Origin of the sequence: Pseudonocardia halophobica (genome assembly GCF_027922425.1) — a bacterium.
GTDB lineage: Bacteria > Actinomycetota > Actinomycetes > Mycobacteriales > Pseudonocardiaceae > Pseudonocardia > Pseudonocardia halophobica.
In genome coordinates this window covers 104,740-123,468 of sequence record NZ_BSFQ01000011.1, presented here as the reverse complement: position 1 = coordinate 123,468, position 18,729 = coordinate 104,740, and the positions used below count along the sequence as shown (strand labels likewise).

General features: G+C 73.3%; 22 protein-coding genes and 1 tRNA gene. 13 read left to right on the top strand and 10 right to left on the bottom strand.

Translation table 11 applies throughout. The annotated features are described in order from the left end of the window. Positions 1-25 precede the first annotated feature (25 nt). A complete protein-coding gene (gene cds1, locus PKE99_RS15475; protein ID WP_269322985.1) occupies positions 26-1,105 on the top strand; it encodes an L-cysteine desulfhydrase Cds1 in 1,080 nt (359 codons plus the stop codon). A gap of 8 nt (positions 1,106-1,113) precedes the next feature. Here cds1 and PKE99_RS15470 read toward each other — a convergent pair whose 3' ends face one another. Then, entirely contained in the window at positions 1,114-1,257 is a 144-nt protein-coding gene (locus PKE99_RS15470) for a hypothetical protein (RefSeq protein ID WP_156067554.1), read from the bottom strand. 88 nt (positions 1,258-1,345) lie between these two features. After that, on the bottom strand, positions 1,346-2,539 hold the full coding sequence (locus tag PKE99_RS15465) for a cation:proton antiporter (RefSeq protein ID WP_037045294.1): 1,194 nt from the start codon (positions 2,537-2,539) through the stop codon (positions 1,346-1,348). 253 nt (positions 2,540-2,792) lie between these two features. Here PKE99_RS15465 and PKE99_RS15460 point away from each other — a divergent pair, with 253 nt between their 5' ends. Continuing rightward, complete coding sequence (locus PKE99_RS15460) at positions 2,793-3,473, top strand: DUF899 domain-containing protein (protein WP_037045292.1); 681 nt, start codon at positions 2,793-2,795, stop codon at positions 3,471-3,473. A gap of 26 nt (positions 3,474-3,499) precedes the next feature. Here PKE99_RS15460 and PKE99_RS15455 read toward each other — a convergent pair whose 3' ends face one another. Beyond that, complete coding sequence (locus PKE99_RS15455; protein WP_037045290.1) at positions 3,500-3,925, bottom strand: SRPBCC family protein; 426 nt, start codon at positions 3,923-3,925, stop codon at positions 3,500-3,502. 7 nt (positions 3,926-3,932) lie between these two features. Next, a complete protein-coding gene (locus PKE99_RS15450) occupies positions 3,933-4,910 on the bottom strand; it encodes a GlxA family transcriptional regulator (RefSeq protein WP_037045287.1) in 978 nt (325 codons plus the stop codon). A gap of 98 nt (positions 4,911-5,008) precedes the next feature. On the opposite strand from PKE99_RS15450, the gene PKE99_RS15445 reads away from it, so the two are divergent. Genes PKE99_RS15445 through PKE99_RS15435 form a run of 3 tightly spaced genes read left to right on the top strand, consistent with a single transcriptional unit; the run spans position 5,009 to position 6,452 of the window. Further along, on the top strand, positions 5,009-5,740 hold the full coding sequence (locus PKE99_RS15445; RefSeq protein WP_306470739.1) for an HD domain-containing protein: 732 nt from the start codon (positions 5,009-5,011) through the stop codon (positions 5,738-5,740). 53 nt (positions 5,741-5,793) lie between these two features. After that, on the top strand, positions 5,794-5,925 hold the full coding sequence (locus PKE99_RS15440; protein ID WP_269322984.1) for a hypothetical protein: 132 nt from the start codon (positions 5,794-5,796) through the stop codon (positions 5,923-5,925). A 50-nt stretch (positions 5,926-5,975) separates the two neighbouring features. Beyond that, positions 5,976-6,452: a zinc-binding dehydrogenase gene (locus tag PKE99_RS15435; protein ID WP_231498193.1), complete on the top strand. Its 477-nt coding sequence runs from the start codon at positions 5,976-5,978 to the stop codon at positions 6,450-6,452. 75 nt (positions 6,453-6,527) lie between these two features. On the opposite strand, the gene PKE99_RS15430 is transcribed toward PKE99_RS15435, so the two are convergent. Both PKE99_RS15430 and PKE99_RS15425 read right to left on the bottom strand, forming a co-directional pair. Then, complete coding sequence (locus PKE99_RS15430; protein ID WP_037045285.1) at positions 6,528-6,938, bottom strand: DoxX family protein; 411 nt, start codon at positions 6,936-6,938, stop codon at positions 6,528-6,530. Between the two features lie 149 nt (positions 6,939-7,087). Further along, positions 7,088-7,210 carry a hypothetical protein gene (locus PKE99_RS15425; RefSeq protein WP_269322983.1) on the bottom strand — a complete coding sequence of 41 codons (123 nt, stop codon included), beginning with the start codon at positions 7,208-7,210 and terminating at the stop codon, positions 7,088-7,090. Positions 7,211-7,406: 196 nt separating this feature from the next. Between PKE99_RS15425 and PKE99_RS15420 the strand changes: the two genes are divergently transcribed. Beyond that, positions 7,407-8,750, top strand: a complete 1,344-nt coding sequence (locus tag PKE99_RS15420; RefSeq protein ID WP_037045283.1) for an NAD(P)/FAD-dependent oxidoreductase — start codon at positions 7,407-7,409, stop codon at positions 8,748-8,750. A gap of 79 nt (positions 8,751-8,829) precedes the next feature. Here the strand turns inward: PKE99_RS15420 and PKE99_RS15415 are convergent, their stop codons facing one another. Both PKE99_RS15415 and PKE99_RS15410 read right to left on the bottom strand, forming a co-directional pair. Continuing rightward, positions 8,830-9,459, bottom strand: coding sequence for a DUF6962 family protein (locus PKE99_RS15415; RefSeq protein WP_156067552.1), 630 nt, complete (start codon positions 9,457-9,459; stop codon positions 8,830-8,832). Positions 9,460-9,570: 111 nt separating this feature from the next. Next, a tRNA-Thr gene (locus PKE99_RS15410) sits at positions 9,571-9,642 on the bottom strand. A gap of 67 nt (positions 9,643-9,709) precedes the next feature. Here PKE99_RS15410 and PKE99_RS15405 point away from each other — a divergent pair. From PKE99_RS15405 to PKE99_RS15390, 4 genes are read left to right on the top strand one after another with little or no spacing between them, the layout of a single operon-like run. Next, positions 9,710-11,155 (top strand): threonine/serine exporter family protein, encoded by a 1,446-nt coding sequence (locus tag PKE99_RS15405; protein WP_231498192.1) that lies wholly within the window; start codon positions 9,710-9,712, stop codon positions 11,153-11,155. Positions 11,156-11,211: 56 nt separating this feature from the next. Continuing rightward, complete coding sequence (locus tag PKE99_RS15400; protein WP_051737355.1) at positions 11,212-12,639, top strand: alpha,alpha-trehalose-phosphate synthase (UDP-forming); 1,428 nt, start codon at positions 11,212-11,214, stop codon at positions 12,637-12,639. Next, entirely contained in the window at positions 12,632-13,423 is a 792-nt protein-coding gene (gene otsB / locus PKE99_RS15395; RefSeq protein WP_051737354.1) for a trehalose-phosphatase, read from the top strand. Before PKE99_RS15400 ends, otsB begins: the two co-directional genes overlap by 8 nt. Positions 13,424-13,445: 22 nt before the next feature. Beyond that, positions 13,446-14,003 carry a TetR/AcrR family transcriptional regulator gene (locus PKE99_RS15390; protein ID WP_037045281.1) on the top strand — a complete coding sequence of 186 codons (558 nt, stop codon included), beginning with the start codon at positions 13,446-13,448 and terminating at the stop codon, positions 14,001-14,003. Positions 14,004-14,042: 39 nt separating this feature from the next. On the opposite strand, the gene PKE99_RS15385 is transcribed toward PKE99_RS15390, so the two are convergent. Beyond that, a complete protein-coding gene (locus tag PKE99_RS15385) occupies positions 14,043-15,146 on the bottom strand; it encodes a LacI family DNA-binding transcriptional regulator (RefSeq protein ID WP_037045280.1) in 1,104 nt (367 codons plus the stop codon). A 125-nt stretch (positions 15,147-15,271) separates the two neighbouring features. On the opposite strand from PKE99_RS15385, the gene PKE99_RS15380 reads away from it, so the two are divergent. The 3 genes from PKE99_RS15380 to PKE99_RS15370 are packed head-to-tail and all read left to right on the top strand — an operon-like array spanning position 15,272 to position 17,921. Further along, on the top strand, positions 15,272-16,243 hold the full coding sequence (locus PKE99_RS15380; RefSeq protein ID WP_037045279.1) for a metal ABC transporter solute-binding protein, Zn/Mn family: 972 nt from the start codon (positions 15,272-15,274) through the stop codon (positions 16,241-16,243). An 11-nt stretch (positions 16,244-16,254) separates the two neighbouring features. After that, complete coding sequence (locus PKE99_RS15375) at positions 16,255-17,082, top strand: metal ABC transporter ATP-binding protein (protein ID WP_051737375.1); 828 nt, start codon at positions 16,255-16,257, stop codon at positions 17,080-17,082. Continuing rightward, on the top strand, positions 17,079-17,921 hold the full coding sequence (locus tag PKE99_RS15370; RefSeq protein WP_037045277.1) for a metal ABC transporter permease: 843 nt from the start codon (positions 17,079-17,081) through the stop codon (positions 17,919-17,921). Before PKE99_RS15375 ends, PKE99_RS15370 begins: the two co-directional genes overlap by 4 nt. 7 nt (positions 17,922-17,928) lie before the next feature. Here the strand turns inward: PKE99_RS15370 and PKE99_RS15365 are convergent, their stop codons facing one another. Continuing rightward, a complete protein-coding gene (locus PKE99_RS15365; RefSeq protein ID WP_037045276.1) occupies positions 17,929-18,705 on the bottom strand; it encodes a maleylpyruvate isomerase family mycothiol-dependent enzyme in 777 nt (258 codons plus the stop codon). Positions 18,706-18,729 lie beyond the last annotated feature (24 nt).

Sequence of the window (18,729 nt, the reverse complement as noted above, 5' to 3'; positions counted from 1 at the left end):
GCGGACCGGCGGATACGGTTCCGCCGTGGCGGTGGAACGGGCGGGCGCGGACCGGCTGTGGGTCGACGAGGCCGTGCGGCGCGTGGAGGCGGACGCGAACCGCTCCGCGGACACCCACCTGCACGTCCTGCCGATGCCCGCCGACTGGGGCGTCGACGTCTACCTCAAGGACGAGTCGGTGCACCCCACCGGCAGCCTCAAGCACCGCCTGGCCCGCTCGCTGTTCCTGCACGCCCTGGTCAGCGGGCAGATCGGGCCGCACACCACGGTCGTCGAGGCCAGCTCCGGGTCCACCGCGGTGTCCGAGGCGTACTTCGCGCAGCTGATCGGCGTGCCGTTCGTCGCGGTGCTGCCGCGCTCCACCAGCCCGGAGAAGATCGCGCTGATCGAGCGGTACGGCGGCCGCTGCCACCCCGTCGAGCACGGGGCCGGGATGTACGCCGAGGCGGAGCGGCTGGCCGCGGAGTGCGGCGGGCACTACCTGGACCAGTTCACCCACGCCGAGCGGGCGACGGACTGGCGCGGCAACAACAACATCGCCGAGTCGATCGTGGCGCAGCTCGCGCAGGAGCGGTACCCGGTGCCGGAGTGGATCGTCGTCGGGGCGGGCACCGGCGGCACCTCGGCGACGATCGGCCGGTACCTGCGCTACCGGCGGATGCCGACGCGGCTGGCCGTCGTCGACCCGGAGAACTCGGCCTTCCTGCCGGGCTGGGCGAGCGGCGCGGCGGACTACGCCACCGGGATGCCGGGCCGGATCGAGGGGATCGGGCGCCCGCGGATGGAGCCCAGCTTCGTGCCCGGGGTGATCGACCTGATGCTGCCGGTGCCCGACGCCGCGAGCATCGCCGCCGTGCGCCACCTGCACGAACGCACCGGGCGGTTCGCGGGCGGCTCGACCGGGACGAACCTGTGGGGCGTCTACCACCTCGTCGCGCGGATGCTGGCCGACGGCGTGCGGGGCAGCGTGGTCACCCTGATCTGCGACGGCGGCGAGCGCTACCGGCACAGCTACTACGACGACGACTGGGTCGCCGCCCAGGGCCTGGACCTCGCACCCCACACCGAGCGGATCGAGCGGTTCCTCGCGACGGGCGAGTTCTGAGCCGATCCTCAGGGGTGCCAGTCGTTGGCGACGTCGAGGTCGTGCAGCAGGCGGGCGAGGGTCTCGTCGTCGTAGGGGCCGGTCGTCGCCGGCCGCTCGGCGCTCGTCGGCACCTCGTCCGGGGCGGAGGCGGGTTCGTGCGGCTGTGTCATCCGGTGCTCCTCGGTCGGGCCGGGACGGACGCCCACGAGCCTGCCCCTCCCGCCGCCGCGGCGATAGGGCCGGAGGGACCCGGTGCGGTCAGGGCGAGGGCGCGTCGCGGCGGGGGCTCTCCTCCACCGCCGGCCGGTGCATCGACACGGCCAGGGTCGGCAGGACCAGGACGGTGAGCACCGCCGCGCCGACGAGGGCGGCGGCGTTCTCCGGCAGCATCGTCCCGTTCCGCAGCCCGATCTGGGCCAGCGCGACGACCAGCGGCAGCGCGGTGGCCGTCACCAGCGCGGTCTGGATCCGCTCGCGCAGGGACAGGACGCCGAGGTAGACGAGCAGGGCCGGCAGCCCGCGGATGGCGATCATGAGCCCGAAGAAGAGCACGAGGCGCAGCGGGGCCTGCGCGATGGCGTGCAGGTCGATCGTCATGCCGGAGTACACGAAGAAGATCGGGATGAGGAAGCCGTGCCCGGCCACGTCGAGCTTCTCCTCCAGCACCGGCGCGCTCGGCCCGGCCCAGCGCCGCAGCACCATCCCGGCCACGAACGCGCCCAGCACCGCGTCGAGGTGGAACCGCTCGGTGACCGCCAGCAGCAGCACGAGCAGCAGCACCGTGAACCGCAGCGTGATCTGGCTGGTCTCGTGCTGGCGCTCGTCGAAGACCCGCGCCAGCCGCCCGCCCGGCCGCATCACCCGGGACGCGACGGCGAGCAGAACCGCGAGCACGGCCACCGCCGCCAGTGACAGCAGCGCGACGAACCGGTTGGCGATGCCGAGGAACACGGCGATCGCGAGGATCGGGAACAGCTCCCCGGCCGCGCCGCCGGCCATCAGGTACCCGCCCAGCCGACCGCGCAGCATGCCGTTCTCGCGCAGGACCGGCACGAGCGTGCCCAGCGCGGTGGTGGTCATCGCGAGGGCCACGGGCACGAACGCCCGCACCAGCCCGAGCGAGGTGAGCAGCCCGACGGCCCCGAGCGCGAGGAGCAGCGACACCACCCAGGCCAGCAACGCCCGCCGCCCCGCGTCCTGCCGGTACAGCCGCTGGTCGAGCTCGTAGCCGGCGAGCAGGAACACGAACCCCAGCCCGAGGTCGGCGAGCGGCTCGACGGGCGCGGGCGCGGCCACGCCGAGCACCTGCGGCCCCACGACGATCCCGCCGGCGAGCAGGAGCACCACCTGCGGGACGCGTACCCGGGGGAACAGGCCGAGCAGCAGCGGGGCGAGCGCCGCGACGACCGCGATGGCGAGCAGGCTGTCGAGGGCGCTGCCGACGTCGTTCACCTACCGGATCTCCTTCTTCGACGGGGAGCCGTCCACCCACCTGCTCGTCGGGACCCCGCCACGCGCTAACCCTCGGACACCCGGTGTGGGCATGATCGCGCGGTTCGCCGGCCCCGGTCGAGGGGTCAGGCGTCGTCGCCGGACGGCCGAGAAGCAGGTTCGGCGCCGCGCGGGACTCCTCGACCGCCGGACCGATGAGTCTGCGGCCGCCGGACGGTCTGCCCCGGGGAGTAGGTGAACCGGAGGAGGAACCATGTCCGCACTGCCGCCCGTCGTCGACGCCGCCACCTGGGAGAAGGAGCTCGCCGAGCTGCGGGTGCGCGAGAAGGCCGCGACCCGCGAGCTCGACGCCATCGCCGCCCAGCGCCGGCGGCTGCCGATGGTCGAGATGCCCGACTACGTGCTGGAGGGCGCGGACGGCCCGGTCCGGCTCGTCGACGTCTTCGGCGACGCCCCGCAGCTGATCGTCTACAACCACATGTGGCACGACGGCGAGGAGTGGCAGTGCGGCGGCTGCACCGGCTTCACCTCGCAGTTCACCCGCCTCGAGGGCCTGGCGAAGTTCGACGCCCGCTTCGTGGTCGTCACCCAGGGCCCGATCGAGGAGGCACTCGCCTACCGGCGCCGGGTCGGCAACACCATGGAGTGGTACTCGACGGCGAACAGCTCGTTCGGCTCCGACGTCGGGGCCCCGCCCGGCGGCGGGTTCGCGGTCAACGTGTTCCTGCGCGACGGCGACACGGTCTACCGGACCTGGCACACCAACGGTCGCGGCACCGAGCAGCTGAGCTACCTGTTCGGCCTGGTCGACCTGCTGCCGTACGGCCGGCAGGAGGTGTGGCAGGACTCGCCGGAGGGGTGGCCGCAGGGTCCGACCTACAGCCGCTGGGCGGGATCGGAGGAGATCGCGGCGGCCTACGGGCCCACCGGCTGAGTCTCGTCGTCGGGCGCAGACGCTGGTCAGCCCGACGACTCCGCCCGTCGCTTCAGCCCCTCGGCCTCGAGGTCGACGTAACGACGGACGGTGCGCGCCATCAGCCGCCAGGCCGGCCCGGCGAGCGGGCCGGTCTGGGCGAACCGGAGGACGAGGGTGCACCCGTCGGGTCCGGGGCGGATCTCGTGGTCGCCCACGGAGTGCAGGCCCGGGGCGCGCGAGATCCAGGTGAACGACCGGCCGGGCTCGATGCGGGTCACGGTCCACACCGCCGGGGGCAGGCGGGGCTGGCGCACCCGGACCCGCTCCCCGACCCGGAGCGCGCCGTCGACGCTGCGGCGCACGGACGACATCGAGGGGGTCGACGCCGGCCAGGACTCGACGTCCTCGAGCACCGCCCACACCCGGTCCGGCGGTGCGGCGACCGCGATCGTCCGCTCGTAGGAACCCATGACCTCATCATCCGGCGTTGGCGCGGCGGGCGGTGCCGAAGCGGCGCTGGTAGGCCGCGGGGCTGATGGACAGCTTCCGCGCGAACACCCGGCGCATGCTCTCGTAGCTGGGGAATCCGGCGAGAGCTGCGGCCTGTGTCGCGGTGTGCCCCTGGTCGAGCAACGCCCTACCCATGTCGAAGCGGATGTTCTCCACGTAGCGGGCCGGTGTGGTGGACAGTTCGTCGTGGAAGAGCCGGGTGAGGTGGCGGGTGCTGACGTTGAGGTGTTTCGCGAGCTCACCGGGCGAGTGGTTGCCCTGCGGGTCCGCCGTCACGAGGTCGGTGATCTTCCGCAGGGCCGAGGACCGGGGTGGCGGACCCTGCAGCGGGGCGGAGAACTGCGACTGGCCACCCGAACGCTGCATGTAGACCACCAGGGCGCGGGCGACGTCGCGGGCCACGTCCGATCCGTGGTCCTCCTCGACGAGGGCGAGCGCCAGATCGATCCCGGCGGTCACCCCCGCCGAGGTGTACGTGGTGCCGTCGCGGACGTAGATCGCGTCGGGTTCCACGCGGCACGTCGGGCACCGGGCGGCGAGTTCATGGGTGACCTTCCAGTGCGTGGTCGCGCGCCTGCCGTCGAGCAGGCCGGCAGCGGCGAGGATGAACGCGCCCGTGCAGATCGACGCGACGCGGCCGGCGCCTGCCGCCGGGACCCGTGCGGCGTCCGCGAGCTCCCCGGGCACGGGCGTCCGCGGATAGAGGCTCGAGCCGGCCACCACGTACGTGCCCGCCGCGGGCTCGGCGGAGACGGCGGCGTCGACCGCAACCCTGAACCCGAGGTTCGACGTGACGTCCTCGCCGGTCGGCGACAGCAGGACGACCTGGTAGTCGGCGCCGAACCGGTTCGCCTCCGTGAACACCTCCGCCGGGCCCGCGACGTCCAGCAACGTCACGCCGTCGTAGACGAGGAACGCGACGCGGTGCGGCGTATCACCGGCCATCGCCGAGGGCCGGTCGGCAGCGGGAGCGGCGAACGAGGACACAGCCCTTGCTAGCGCCTCGCCCGCGCCACGGCAAGCGGCGCGGCCCAGGTCCGGATGTGAGGGGTTCCTGGCCGGACGAAGGCAGCGCGCAGCAGGTGGTGGTCGGCAGCATCGAGGTCGGACAACCACCAGTGGAAAGCGCAGAAGACATGACAGAGGTCATCGCGGGCGTGGAGATCCCCGAGACGGCGGCGGTCGCCGAAGCGTCCCGTCTCATCCAGGAGACGACGAGCCCGCTCATCTACCACCACTCACGCCGGGTGTTCTTCTTCGGCCAGATCCATGCTCACCGGCTCGGCGTCGCACCGGATCCCGAACTCCTCTACCTGGCCGCCATGTTCCACGACGCCGGCCTGGCCACGCCCTTCTCCGAAGTGGAGCAGCGGTTCGAGGTCGACGGGGCCGACCACGGGCGCAGGTTCCTGCTCGAACGCGGTTTCTCCGCCGCGGCGGCCGACACCGTGTGGACGGCGATCGCGCTGCACACGACGCCGGGGATCCCCGACCGCATGGGGCCGGAGATCGCCACCACCTATCTCGGCGTGCTGACCGACGTGCTCGGCTTCGGCCTGGACGGCCTCAATTCCGATCAGGTGGAGGAAGTCCTCGCCGTGCACCCACGCGGCGATTTCAAGAACGAGTTCCTGCGCGCCTATCACGACGGGATGAAGAACCGTCCGGACACGACCAACGGGACCGTGAACTCCGACGTCCTCGAGCACTTCGTCCCCGATTTCCGGCGCACGACCACGGTCGAGCGGATTCTCGGGTCGGCCTGGCCGAGCTGACGGCCACGGACATCGAGGACAGCGCAACAACGTGTCGACTGGAAGGAACTGACATGCACGCCATCGCCGTCCGGGACCGCGACGCCGGCATCGCCGGGCTCGCACTGACCGACCTGCCCCACCCGCACGCCGCCGAGAACGACGTCGTCGTCCGGGTGCACGCCGCCGGCCGATCTCCGGGCTGACCGCGTGGCAGGGACTCTTCGACCACGCACACCTCACCATCGGGCAGACCGTGCTGATCCACGGCGCCGCCGGCGCGGTCGGGTCGATCGCCGTCCGGCTCGCCCGGGAGGTCGGAGCCCACGTGATCGGTACCGGGCGGGCCGACGCCCGCAGCGTCGTGCTCGACCTCGGCGCACAGGAGTTCCTGGACCTGGGCGCCGACCCGTTGGACGGTGTCGGCCAGGTCGACGTGGTCCTGGACGTGATCGGCGGGGACGTCCTCGAGCGCTCGACCGCCCTCGTGCGCCCCGGCGGCACCCTCGTGACCATCGCCGAGCCGCCCGCGGTCCAACCCGACGACGGCCGCGCGATCTTCTTCGTGGTCGAACCCGATCGCGCGCGACTCGCGGACCTGGCCCAGCGGCTCCGGGACGGCCGCCTGAAGCCCATCATCGGCGACGTCCGCCCACTCGCCGAGACACCCGCCGCCTTCGCCCGCCACCGCCGCACGCCGGGCAAGACGATCATCCAGGTCGCGAAGGACTGACTCGGAAACCGGTGCCGCTGCCGTCGAGTTCGACCGCGGCCGAGGCGTCGGCAGCGCGGCACGAGCAGCACCTCGTCAGCGACGCAGCTGTGTGATCAGCCGCCGGGTGCTGTCGCGGCGGCCCCAGGCGAGCACCGCGGCCAGGACACCGACGGTCGCGGGAATCGCGACGAGCCCGCCGCCCACCACGATCCACGTGATCGTCACGGCGCCGATCATCAGGGCGACGAAGCACAGTGCGGCCAGTCCGGTCAGGCGAGGCACGAACATCGCGATCGCGCCGGCCAGTTCCAAGGCGCCGATGACGTACATGCCGGTGATGCCCAGACCCATGGCCTCGAAGCCGGCGACGTTCTGCGCGTCGGCCGTGAGCTTCCCGAACGCGGAGAAGGCGTAGACGGCGGCCAGGAGCACCTGCAGCGTCCAGAGGCCGACGTTCGCGGCGCGCGAGTTGGTGGCGGTGGCGGTGGCGGTGATCTCGGTCATCGGAGGGCTCCAGTCGTCGTGGGGTGTGCTCGGGGTGTAGACGCACTGGGTGGGCGGAACTCATCGGCACGCGCGTCCCCGCCGCACGATCAGCGTCAGGCGTTCGCAGAGCGGTGTGGATGGCTGGTGAACGTGTCGTGTGTCGAGCCTCAGTCGGCCGGGTCGGCCCGGGCGAAGGGGACCTCCGCGGGCACCTTGCGCCGTTTCTCGATCTCGGCGCCGTTCGCGGCGTTCCTCCACGCCCTCCTCGGCGCCGCGTCCCACGGCGACACCACCCCACCCTTCGAAGGGGGACAACCCCAACGGAATCGGCGGGAACGCCCCTGCGGCACTAGGGCAAACGGGATCGGCCGCGAGGCCCCGGGCAAGCATCCTTCTCCCGTCGGCCTTCGAGGACCGGCAACTGTCGACGAGCGGAACCGGGTCGGTGGCCACAGTCGGGCCAGCCGCCATGGAGGGGATACGAGCATGCACAACTCGGCTCTCGGGCGCGCGGAGGAGAGCCGCCGCCCCCAGGTCGTCGTGATCGGCGGCGGGTTCGGCGGGGTTCGGGGCGCGAAGGCGCTCGCGCGCGCCGACGTCGACGTGACACTCGTCGACCGCACCAACCATCACCTCTTCCAGCCGCTGCTCTACCAGGTCGCGACCGGGATCCTCCCGCCCGGCCTCATCGCGCCGGCGCTGCGCCGGGTCGTGACGAAGGAGCGCACGATCCGCACGCTGCTCGCCGAGGTGCACGGCATGGACCTCGAGCGCAAGGTCGTGCGGGCCGTCACTCCCACCGGGCAGACGCTCGAGCTGCCCTACGACTACCTCGTCGTCGCCGGCGGAGCCACGCACGCCTACTTCGGGCACCCGCAGTGGTCGCAGTTCGCCCCCGCCATGAAGACCATCGACGACGCCCGCATGCTGCGCAGCCACATCCTGGGTGCCTACGAACTGGCCGAGCTCGCCACCGACGACGCGGAGCGGGCGGCCCGCCTGACCTTCGTCGTGGTGGGGGCCGGACCGACCGGCGTGGAGATCACCGGTCAGCTGGCCGAACTCGCCCGGTACGTGCTCCCCGAGGACTACCGCTCGATCGACACCCGACGGGCCAGGATCATCCTGCTGGACGCGGGCCCTTCCGTGCTCGCCCCGTTCGCGCCGAAGCTGCAGGACTACACGCGACGCCGGCTCGAGAGCATGGGCGTCGAGGTCCGCCTGAGCACGACCGCCACGGACATCGACTCCGAGTCGATCACAGTGACGGGCCCGACCGGCGAGGAGCGCATCGTCGCCCGCACCAAGATCTGGGCGGCCGGCGTGCAGGCGTCGCCACTGGCCGCGATGCTCGCCAAGGCCACCGGCACGCCGACCGATCGTTCCGGCCGGCTGGCCGTCCACCCGGACTGCAGCGTCCCCGGCGCGGACGGCGTCTATGCGATCGGCGACATGGTCACCACCGCGGACCGGTTGCCCGGCGTGGCGCAGGTGGCGATGCAGCAGGGCACCTACGTGGGCAGGCGGATCGCGGACCGGGTGCGCGGCGACATCAGCACGCCCGCCCCGTTCCGCTACTCCGACAAGGGCAGCATGGCCACGATCGGCGCTCGCCAGGCGGTGGCCCAGGTAGGCGGCGTCACGATCACCGGACACCTCGCCTACCTGCTCTGGTGCTACGTGCACGTCATGTTCCTGATCGGCTGGGGCAACCGGCTGGGCACGCTCTACGACTGGCTCCGCTCGCTGCACCACGCGCGCAACCGCGGCCACCGGCTGATCAACCTGACCGGCGCCACGGCGGTAGAGGAGCTGCCGGCAGCGGCCTGACATCCCCGCACGACCGCCCGAGCCGGCGGAGGTGCCTGTCAACGTGGTTACTCGCCGAGAGGCAGATGGAGCTCGACGTTCACGCCGTGGACGAGCCGCGTCCGACGAGAGGGGGCGGTCCGCCGCGGGCGACGGCCCGGAACAGCAGCACCATCCCGACGATCTGCCCTATGTGGTAGGCGGAGTCGGGGTCGAGTCGCACCAGCGTCGCCGCGCCCGGCACCAGTCGCAGCAGCGCGCCCGCGATGCTCACCCCGATGGCCACCAGCATCAGGCGACCCGACGGATGCCGGCGCAGCCACGCCCAGACCCACAGCCCGATGACGCAGGCCATCGTGAGGCCCTCGCACAGCATGATCGCCGTGATGCCGGGGTGGCCGGTCGCGGCGAGGACCGCGTAGGCGGCGACACCCAGCAGGCGCAGCGGCCAGAACACGATGGCGCGGGTCCGGCCGAGGACCTGCACCACGGACGCCGCCAGCAGGAACGACATGACGACGACGACCATGGTGCTCATGACCGCCCACGTGACCTCGCCGACCTGAGGAACGCCGATGAGGAAGCCGTGGTAGAGCGCGCCCATCAGCGCGGTCACCGCCGCCCAGGCGAACGCGGCGCGCCAGTACCGCGCCCCCTCGACGTCCCGGGGCAACCGGGGAACGAGGTAGAGGGTGACCAGCCCCAGTGCGAGGTCGGTCAGCGAAGCCATCGGCTGGACGAGCACACACCACGGTACGTCCGGCGGTGCCCGGCGCAGCAGGGTTCCGGGCGGGAGTCCCGGTAGGGCCAGGATGGGCGCCGACGTGCTGGTCAGGCGCTGAGCCGGAGGTCGGGATCGAACCGACGACCTACTGTTTACAAGACAGTTGCTCTACCACTGAGCTACACCGGCACCGCCGGACTCGCGCCCGGCAGCCCACATCGTAGAGCGCCGCGGTCGTTTGGCAGCCTTGGCGCCTGTGGTGGACGAGCTGAACCCCGCCGAGCGGCTGGCGAACCGGCTCCGGGCGACGCTGAAGCGCGACGCCCGCCGACTCCTCGCGGCGGGTCCGCCGACGTTGCCCATGCTGATGGTCGGGCCGCAGGTGCCCGACGACGCCCGGGTGCAGGAGGTCCTCGACTTCTGCATGCGCGTGGGCGAGGTGCAGCTCTCCAGCGGGGAGAGCGTCGGGGTGACCACGGACCTGATGCTGCGGCTCGCGGAGATCTGCGGCCTGCCGGCGGTGGACGTGGACATCACGTTCACGTCGATCACGATCTGCTGCCACCGCGGCAACGCGGCGTCGCCCGTCACGTCGATGCGGCTCGTCAAGTACAAGACGCTGGACCTGACGCGGCTCGCGGCCGTCGACGCGGTGGTCGACGCCGTGGTGGAGGGCCGGCTCGACGTCCGGGCCGCGGCCCGCGAGCTCGACGAGGCGGTCAACGCCCGCCACCCCTACCCGCGCTGGACGGCGACGGCGGGCTGGGGCGCGCTGGCCGGGGCGATCGCGGTGCTGCTGGGCGGCGGTGCCGTCACGGCGATCACGGCGTTCCTGGTCACGGGCGCGATCGACCGGGTCGGGCGGATCCTCAACCGCTGGGGGCTCCCGGCCTTCTTCCAGCAGGTCACGGGCGGTCTGCTCGCCACCACCGTGACGATCGGGCTGTTCGCCGCGGGCCTGTTCCCGCCGGGCACCCGGCCGTCGCTGGTCGTCGCGTCGTCGATCACCGTGCTGCTGTCCGGGCTGTCCGTGGTCGGCACCGTGCAGGACGCGATCTCCGGCTACTACGTCACCGCGGCCGGCCGGGTCGCGGAGATCACACTCCTGTCGGCGGGCCTGCTGACCGGCGTCGTCCTCGGCCTGAAGTTCGGGTTCGCGGTCGGCATCGCGCTCGACGTCGCGGGCTCGACCTCGGCGAGCGTCGGGCGGTTCACGCTGGCCGTCGCCACCGGCGCGGTGGCGGCCGCCGGGTACGCCCTGGCGGGCTACGCGCCGTTGCGCGCACTGCTCTACGCGGCGGGGACGGGCGCGGTGAGCTGGGGCGTCTACAGCGCGCTCAACCAGTACTCGGGAATCGGGCCGGTCGCGGCGACGGGGATCGCCGCGATCGTGATCGGCATCGGAGCCGGCCTGCTGCGCCGCACCCGGCAGGTGTCCTCGCTGGTCGTGACGCTCGCGGGTGTCACGCCCCTGCTGCCCGGCCTGACCGCCTATCGCGGCTTCTACCAGCTCGCGGTCGAGGGGCTGTCCGAAGGACTGGTCACCGTCACGCTGGCGCTGGCCATCGGGCTGGCGTTGGCAGCGGGCGTGACCTTCGGCGAGTTCCTGGCCCGGCCGCGCCTGCGCACGGCGTCGGGCGACCCCGAACCCGTCGCCGCCGCCGACGATTCAGAGCCCGCGAACCTGCCCGGCGGTCAGTAGGGTTCTCCCCGAGGATCCGCCGGCGACGGCCGCGCCGGCGGCGCGAGGAGGATCAGGTGGCCCGCAACAGCAAGTCCGAGCTTCCCCCGCCCGATTTCGTGGTCGTGGCCAACCGGCTGCCCGTCGACCTGGAGAAGCTGCCCGACGGCGGCCGACGCTGGAAGCGCAGCCCCGGCGGCCTGGTCACGGCCCTGGAGCCCATGCTGCGCGCCCGGGACGGCGCGTGGATCGGCTGGCCCGGCGTGCCCGACGCCGACGTCGGCCCGCTCGTCGAGGACGGCCTGCAGCTGCACCCCGTCGGCCTCAGCGCGGAGGAGGTCGAGAGCTACTACGAGGGCTTCTCCAACGGCACGCTCTGGCCGCTGTACCACGACGTCGTGGCCCCGCCGGTGTTCCATCGGCACTGGTGGCAGGCGTACGTGAAGGTCAACCAGCGCTTCGCCGACTACACCGCGAAGGTCGCCGCCGAGAACGCCACGGTCTGGATCCAGGACTACCAGCTGCAGCTCATGCCGGGGATGCTCCGCGACCTGCGCCCCGACCTGCGGATCGGGTTCTTCCTGCACATCCCGTTCCCACCCACCGAGCTGTTCATGCAGCTGCCCTGGCGGACCCGGATCGTCGAGGGCCTGCTCGGCGCGGACGTGATCGGCTTCCACACCGCGGGCGGCGTGCGCAACTTCCGCTGGCTCGCCACCCGCCTGGCCGGCGCGGGGGCCGTCCGCAACCGCAACGAGGTCACGGTCGGGCGGCGCACCGTGAAGCTCGGCGCCTTTCCCATCTCCATCGACTCGGCGCAGCTGGACCAGCTCTCCCGCACCGACGCCGTCGTCAAGCGGGCGGCGCAGATCCGGGACGACCTCGGCAACCCGGAGAAGATCGTCCTCGGCGTCGACCGGCTCGACTACACGAAGGGCATCGACGTCCGGCTGCGGGCCTTCCACGAACTGCTGGAGGAGGGCCGGATCACCGCCGAGAACGCGGTGATGATCCAACTCGCCACGCCGAGCCGCGAGCGCGTGGAGCACTACCAGCGGATGCGCGACGACATCGAGCTCTCCGTCGGCCGGATCAACGGCGAGTTCGCGAAGGTCGGCCACCCCGCGGTGCACTACCTGCACCAGTCGCTGCCGCGCGAGGAGCTGGCGGCCTTCTTCCTGGCCGCGGACGTCATGCTCGTCACGCCCCTGCGCGACGGCATGAACCTCGTCGCCAAGGAGTACGTCGCCTGCCGGCACGACCTCGGCGGCACGCTGGTGCTGTCCGAGTTCGCGGGTGCCGCGGCCGAGCTGACCAGCGCCCTGCTGGTCAACCCGCATGACACGGACGGCGTCAAGGAGGCGCTGTACGCCGCACTGACCATGCCCCCGGAGGAGGGCCGCAAGCGGATGCGGACCCTGCGCAAGCAGGTCATGACCCACGACGTCGACCGGTGGGCCCGGTCCTTCCTCGACGCCCTGGGCCTGGAGCCGGCCGATGGCTGAGCCCGAGCTCGACCCGGACCAGCTCGACCCCGCCCTGTCCGCGGCGCTCGACCGGCTGGGCGAGGCCGGCACCCTGCTCGTCGCCCTGGACTTCGACGGCGTGCTGGCCCCGATCGTGCCCGTGCCCTCCGACGCCCGGCCCCTGCCGGACTCCGCCGACGCGGTCCGCGAGCTCGCCGGGGCGCCGGGCACCACAGTCGTCCTGCTGTCGGGGCGCGGCCTGACGGACCTGGGCACCGTCTCGGGCTTCGCCGAGCCGGTCCGGATGGTCGGCAGCCACGGCGGCGAGTACGGGCCCGGCCTCACCGACGGGGACGGCTCCCTGCTCAGCCCGGCGCAGCAGGACCTCAAGGAGAAGCTGACCCTCGCGCTCGTCGACCTGGTCGAGGGCGAGATCGGGGTGACCCTGGAGCACAAGCCGGCCGGGGTCGCGGTGCACGTCCGCAACGCCGCGCCGGAGGTCGGCACGAGGGTGCTCGACGCCGTCCGGGCCGGGCCCGGCACGTGGGAGGGCGTGGACTCCACCGAGGGCAAGGCGGTGATCGACCTCGCGGTCCTGCAGGTCAGCAAGGGTGCCGCCGTCGACACGCTGCGCCAGCGGCTCGGTGCCGACGCCGTGTTCTTCGCGGGCGACGACGTCACGGACGAGTCCGTGTTCACCCGGCTCCGGCCGGGCGACGTCGGGGTGAAGGTCGGCGAGGGCGACACCGCGGCGGAGCACCGCGTCGTCGACCCCGAGGCGGTGACGGGCGTGCTGCGCGCCCTCGCGCGCGTCCGGCCCTGAGGATCGACTTGCCACTGGCAAGATGTCGCGGGTGAAGCCCTACCACCACGGCGACCTGCGACGGACCCTGCTCGCCTCGGCGGTCGAGGTGATCGCCGAGCGCGGGGTCGCGGCGCTGAGCCTGCGCGACCTCGCGCGGCGGGCCGGTGTGTCCCACGCGGCCCCGACGCACCACTTCACGGACAAGACGGGGCTGCTCACCGCCGTCGCCGCCGAGGGCTGGGCGCTGCTCGCGGGCGCTCTCGCCGCGCACGCCACGGACTTCGCCGAGGCCGGGGTGGCCTACGTCGTGTTCGCCGTCGGGCACCCGGCGCACTTCGCGGTGATGCGCAGCCCCGACCTCGTCCGCGTCGACGACCCGGAGCTGGCGGAGGCCCGGGGCCGCGCGGCCGCCGTGCTGGAGGGCGAGGGGCGGGACCGCACCCGGCGACTGGCGGCATGGTCGCTGGTGCACGGGCTGGCGGCGCTGGTCCTGGAGGGGAACGTCACGCCCGGGCCGGATCAGGACGTCGCCGCCCTCGCCCGCGAGGTCACCGCCCAGCTGCGCCCGGACGACGTCGCAGGTCAGCCGGGGTCGTGAGTGCCCAGTGCCCCTGTAGGGGCAGTTGCCACTCACGGGTCACCAGCCCGAGAAGAACTTCTCCGTCTGCGTGGCGGGGCCGCTGGTGGAACCCACGACGAGCTCGGTGGGCAGCACGATCTGCTTGGGCTTGTTGCGCTCGCCGCGCTGCAGCAGCAGCTCCCCGGCGACCTGGCCCTTGCGGCGCACGGGCTGCCGCACGGTCGTGAGGCCGACCCGCTCGGCCTCCGGCACGCCGTCGAACCCGGTGATCGTGAGCCGGTCCGGGACCGCGATCCCGGCCTCCGCGGCGTGCTGCAGCGCGCCGATCGCCAGCACGTCCGAGGTGCAGACGAGGGCGGTGACGTCCGGGTAGGAGGCCAGCAGCTCGCGCGCGGCCGACGCCCCCGCCTCGGGACTGTGCTCGAACCGCTCGACGACGGGCACGGCGGACCAGTCGACGCCGGCGTCGACGAGCGCGTCCCGGAGACCGCCGATGCGCTCGCGCTGCACGGGGTAGGAGGTGTTCTCCTGCCGGACGAGGTCGGCCGGCCCGTCGTGCCGCTGCGGGCCCAGCCGCATGCACAGCACGCCGATCTTGCGGTGCCCCAGCGCGGTCAGGTGCGCGCCGAGCGCGCGCATGCCCTCGCGGTCGTCGACGCTGACCCGGTCGACGCCCTCGACGCCGACGGGCTGGTCGCAGACCACGGTGGGCACCGGCCGCTCGAGCACGGCACGGAAGTGCGGGTCGTCCTCACTGACGGAGTAGACGACGAAGCCGTCGACACCCGCCTGGTGCACCGCGGCGACGTCGGCGTGCTCGGGGCTGACCGGGACGAGCAGCAGGCCCTGCCCGGCCTGCTCGCAGGCCAGGGCCAGCCCCTCGAGGAAGCCGGTGGCCACCGGGTCGCGGAAGGCGTAGGAGAGGGCCTCGGTGAGCAGCAGGCCGACGGCGCCGGCGCGCCGGGTGCGCAGCGAGCGCGCCACCGGGTCCGGGCCCGGGTAGCCGAGCCGCCGCGCCGCCTCCAGGACCTTCTCCCGCAGCGGCGCGGAGAGCTGGTCGGGGCGGTTGTAGGCGTTCGAGACGGTGGTACGGGACACGCCCAGCTCCGCGGCGAGCGACGCGAGCGTCGCCGGCCGCCTGACGTGGGGTGAACCGGTCATGTCACGAAAGGTAGCCGCCCCTGGTGGGCGCTCGGTAGCCCGGCCTGCCACCACCCGCTAGAGTGAAGTGACAACGGTTTTCAATAAAACCATGCGCACAGCCTGATACGGAGCACGACCCCACGATGAGAACGCGCCTCGCCACCACCCTGCTGGCCGCCGCCGGCCTGGTCTCCCTCGCCGCCTGCGGCTCGGGATCAGACGCCGGCGGGACCGGGTCCGCCCCGACCTCCGCCGAGGGCGGGAAGGTCGCCGTCGTCGCCTCGACGGACGTCTACGGGAGCATCGCCTCCGCCGTCGGCGGCAACCTCGTCGAGGTCAGGTCGCTGATCGACTCGCCGAACGCCGACCCGCACGAGTACGAGTCCACCCCCGCCGACGCCGCGACGGTCGCCAAGGCCGCGCTCGTCGTGGTCAACGGCGGCGGCTACGACGACTTCGCCTCCCGCCTCGTCGAGTCGTCCGGCACGAAGGCCACGGTGATCGACGCCGTGCAGCTCTCCGGCCTGCCCGGCGCCCCCGAGGCCGGCCACGCGGAAGGCGACGGCCACGACCACGGTGGGTTCAACGAGCACGTCTGGTACAGCCTGCCGACCGTGCGGAAGGTCGCCGACGAGATCGCCGAGGACCTGGGCGCGGCCGACCCGGCCAACGCCGCGACGTTCACCGCCAACGCGCAGAAGTTCGGCACGGACCTCGACGGGCTGCAGCAGAAGGTCGACGCGATCAAGGCCGGGCACTCCGGCCGGCGGATCGCCGTGACCGAGCCGGTCCCGCTGTACCTGACCGAGGCCGCCGGCCTGCAGAACGCCACGCCCGAGGAGTTCAGCGAGGCCGTCGAGGAGGGCACCGACCCGGCCGCGGCGGTGCTGGCGTCGACGCTCGAGATCGTCGAGGGGCCGGACCCGGTGAAGGCGCTGGTCGCCAACAGCCAGACCGAGAGCCCGTCCACGCAGAAGGTGGCGGACGCCGCGAAGGCCAAGGGCGTGCCGGTCGTCGAGGTCAGCGAGACGCTGCCGGACGGCGTGGACTCCTACGTCGCGTGGCAGACCGCCCAGCTCGACGCCCTGGCGGGCGCCGTGAACGGAGCGGCGTGAACAATGAGGTCATGACCGCGACACCCCCGACGGCGCCCCCGGCGGCGGTCGCCCTGCGGGACGCGCGGGTCGCGTTCGGCAGGCGGGTGCTGTGGGAGGGCCTGGACCTCGACGTCCGGCCCGGCGAGTTCCTGGCGGTCCTGGGCCCGAACGGGTCCGGGAAGACCACGCTGCTGCGCGTCCTGCTCGGCCTCCAGCCGCTCGACGCCGGAGAGGTCCGGATCGCCGGCGAGCCGGCCCGGCGCGGCGGGGGCGGCATCGGGTACATCCCGCAGCAGAAGGCCCTGGTCGAGGACATGCCGCTGCGCGGAGCCGACCTCGTCGGACTGGGGCTCGACGGCCACCGGTTCGGCCCCGGCCTGCGCGGTCGCGCCGAGCGGCGGCGGCGGGTGGCCGCCGCGCTCGAGGCGGTGGGCGCGACCTCGTACGCCCGCTCCCCCGTCGGCCGGCTCTCCGGCGGCGAGCAGCAGCGGCTGCGGGTGGCGCAGGCGCTGGTCGGCGATCCGCGCGTGCTGCTGTGCGACGAGCCGCTGCTCTCCCTCGACCTGGCCCACCAGCGCACGGTCAGCCGGCTGATCGACGAGCGTCGCCGCGCCGCGGACACGGCGGTGGTGTTCGTGACGCACGAGATCAACCCGATCCTTCCGCTCGTCAGCCGGGTCCTCTACCTGGTCGGCGGCCGGTTCCGGATCGGCACGCCGGACGAGGTGATGACCTCGGAGACGCTCTCCGAGCTGTACCGGACGGACGTCGAGGTCGTGCGGGTGCAGGGCCGGCTCGTGGTGGTCGGCGCCGAGGACCAGCACGCCCACCACGACGCGCTGGAGTCCGTGACGTGAGCCGGTTGTTCGGGTTCGAGGGCGTCGGGGAGCTGCTGGGCCTGCCGTTCGTGCAGAACGCCTTCCTCGCCGCCGCGCTGCTCGGCCTGGTGGCGGGCGCGCTGGCCCCGCTCGTCGTGGCGCGCGGCATGGGGTTCGCGGTGCACGGCACGGCCGAGCTCGCCTTCACCGGCGGGGCCGCGGCGCTGCTCATCGGGATCTCGGTGAGCGTCGGGGCGGTCGTCGGGGCGGTGGTCGCCGGGCTGGTGTTCGGCGTGCTCGGGCTGCGCCAGCGCGAGCGCGACTCGGTGATCGGCGTGGTGCTCGCCTTCGGGCTGGGCCTCGGGGTGCTGCTGCTGGCGCTCTACGAGGGCCGGGCGTCGAACAAGTTCGGCCTGCTCACGGGCTCGATCGTGTCCGTCGACTCCAGCAACATCGCCGTTCTCGTCAGCGTGACGATAGTTGTGCTGGCGACCCTCGCGGTGGTCTACCGGCCGCTGCTGTTCGCCAGTGCGGACCCGGACGTCGCCGTGGCCCGCGGGGTGCCGACGCGCGTGCTGTCGCCGCTGTTCGCCGTCCTCGTCGCCCTGACCACGGCGCTGGCCGTGCCGATCGTCGGCGCGATCCTCGTCCTCTCGGTCACGATCATCCCCGGCGCCGCGGCCGCGCGGGTCACCTCGAACCCGCTGACCGCCACCGTGCTGGCGATCGGGATCGCGGAGCTGTCGCTCCTCGGCGGCACGTTGCTGAGCCTGGCGCCGGGCCTGCCCATCTCCGGCTACGTCGCCACGATCGCGTTCCTGGCCTACCTGGTGTGCCGGCTGGTCGGCCGGGTCCGCGGCCGCCTGCGCGCCGCCTGAGGAGCGGTCAGAGCCAGCGCGGCAGCTCCGGCGGGGTGCCCGGCAGCACGCTCGCCGGGGCCCGACCCGTCAGCCAGGCGACGATGTCCAGGGCGGGCGCCTTCGTCGTCTCCATCTCGCCCAGCGGGGCCGACTCCGCCGGGATCGACTCGCCGGGGCCCGACGCGACCGGCGCGGGGCTCACGCCCGGGTCGCCGAGCTGCCACACCCGCTCGCGGTCGGTCGGCGCGAGCAGGAGCGTGGGGCAGCCCTCCCGGCCGGACAAGGTGGCCGTGACGTCGTCGAGCAGCAGGTCGACGACGCCGGCGGGCAGGTCCGCGAGCGAGGCGCCGGTGCCGAGGTCGGCGGCGTGGATCCACACCTCGCGGATCCGCAGGAACGGGATCTCGGTGGCGGGGATCTCGCGGCCCTGGGCGCTGCGGATCGTCGCCTCCCACTGCTCCGGGGTGAGCGCGCCGAGCGCCTCGTCGAGCTCGCGGGCGGTGGAGGCGAGCTCGGACCGCAACACCCCCGGCGGCCGGCCGGAGGTCTCCTCGATCTCCGCGGCCCGGGCCTCCGGGCTCGGGTACATCGGCGTCTCGACGCCCGTGCGCGCCCAGGCCGCGAGCCGGACGAGGGCCTCGGCGTTGCGCGCCAGGTGGGCCACGACGTGCGCCCGGGTCCAGCCGGGGAGGGCGCTGGGAGCGGTCAGCTCGGCGTCCGGGATCCCCTCGACCACGGCGAGCAGGTGCTCGGTGCCCGCGCGCATCCACGGGAGGGTCTCGGACGTGTCGTTCCTGCTCACGCGGACAGTGTGGACGATCGGGCG

Bases quoted from the DNA above. Each gene is read 5' to 3' on its own strand.
- otsB (WP_051737354.1), top strand. From the start codon at position 12,632: ATGGCTGAGCCCGAGCTCGACCCGGACCAGCTCGACCCCGCCCTGTCC.
- PKE99_RS15455 (WP_037045290.1), bottom strand. From the start codon at position 3,925: ATGGGTTCCTACGAGCGGACGATCGCGGTCGCCGCACCGCCGGACCGG.
- PKE99_RS15385 (WP_037045280.1), bottom strand. From the start codon at position 15,146: ATGACCGGTTCACCCCACGTCAGGCGGCCGGCGACGCTCGCGTCGCTC.
- PKE99_RS15460 (WP_037045292.1), top strand. From the start codon at position 2,793: ATGTCCGCACTGCCGCCCGTCGTCGACGCCGCCACCTGGGAGAAGGAG.
- PKE99_RS15470 (WP_156067554.1), bottom strand. From the start codon at position 1,257: ATGACACAGCCGCACGAACCCGCCTCCGCCCCGGACGAGGTGCCGACG.
- PKE99_RS15380 (WP_037045279.1), top strand. From the start codon at position 15,272: ATGAGAACGCGCCTCGCCACCACCCTGCTGGCCGCCGCCGGCCTGGTC.
- PKE99_RS15375 (WP_051737375.1), top strand. From the start codon at position 16,255: ATGACCGCGACACCCCCGACGGCGCCCCCGGCGGCGGTCGCCCTGCGG.
- PKE99_RS15390 (WP_037045281.1), top strand. From the start codon at position 13,446: ATGTCGCGGGTGAAGCCCTACCACCACGGCGACCTGCGACGGACCCTG.
- PKE99_RS15450 (WP_037045287.1), bottom strand. From the start codon at position 4,910: ATGGCCGGTGATACGCCGCACCGCGTCGCGTTCCTCGTCTACGACGGC.
- PKE99_RS15415 (WP_156067552.1), bottom strand. From the start codon at position 9,459: ATGGCTTCGCTGACCGACCTCGCACTGGGGCTGGTCACCCTCTACCTC.
- PKE99_RS15420 (WP_037045283.1), top strand. From the start codon at position 7,407: ATGCACAACTCGGCTCTCGGGCGCGCGGAGGAGAGCCGCCGCCCCCAG.
- PKE99_RS15430 (WP_037045285.1), bottom strand. From the start codon at position 6,938: ATGACCGAGATCACCGCCACCGCCACCGCCACCAACTCGCGCGCCGCG.
- PKE99_RS15440 (WP_269322984.1), top strand. From the start codon at position 5,794: ATGCACGCCATCGCCGTCCGGGACCGCGACGCCGGCATCGCCGGGCTC.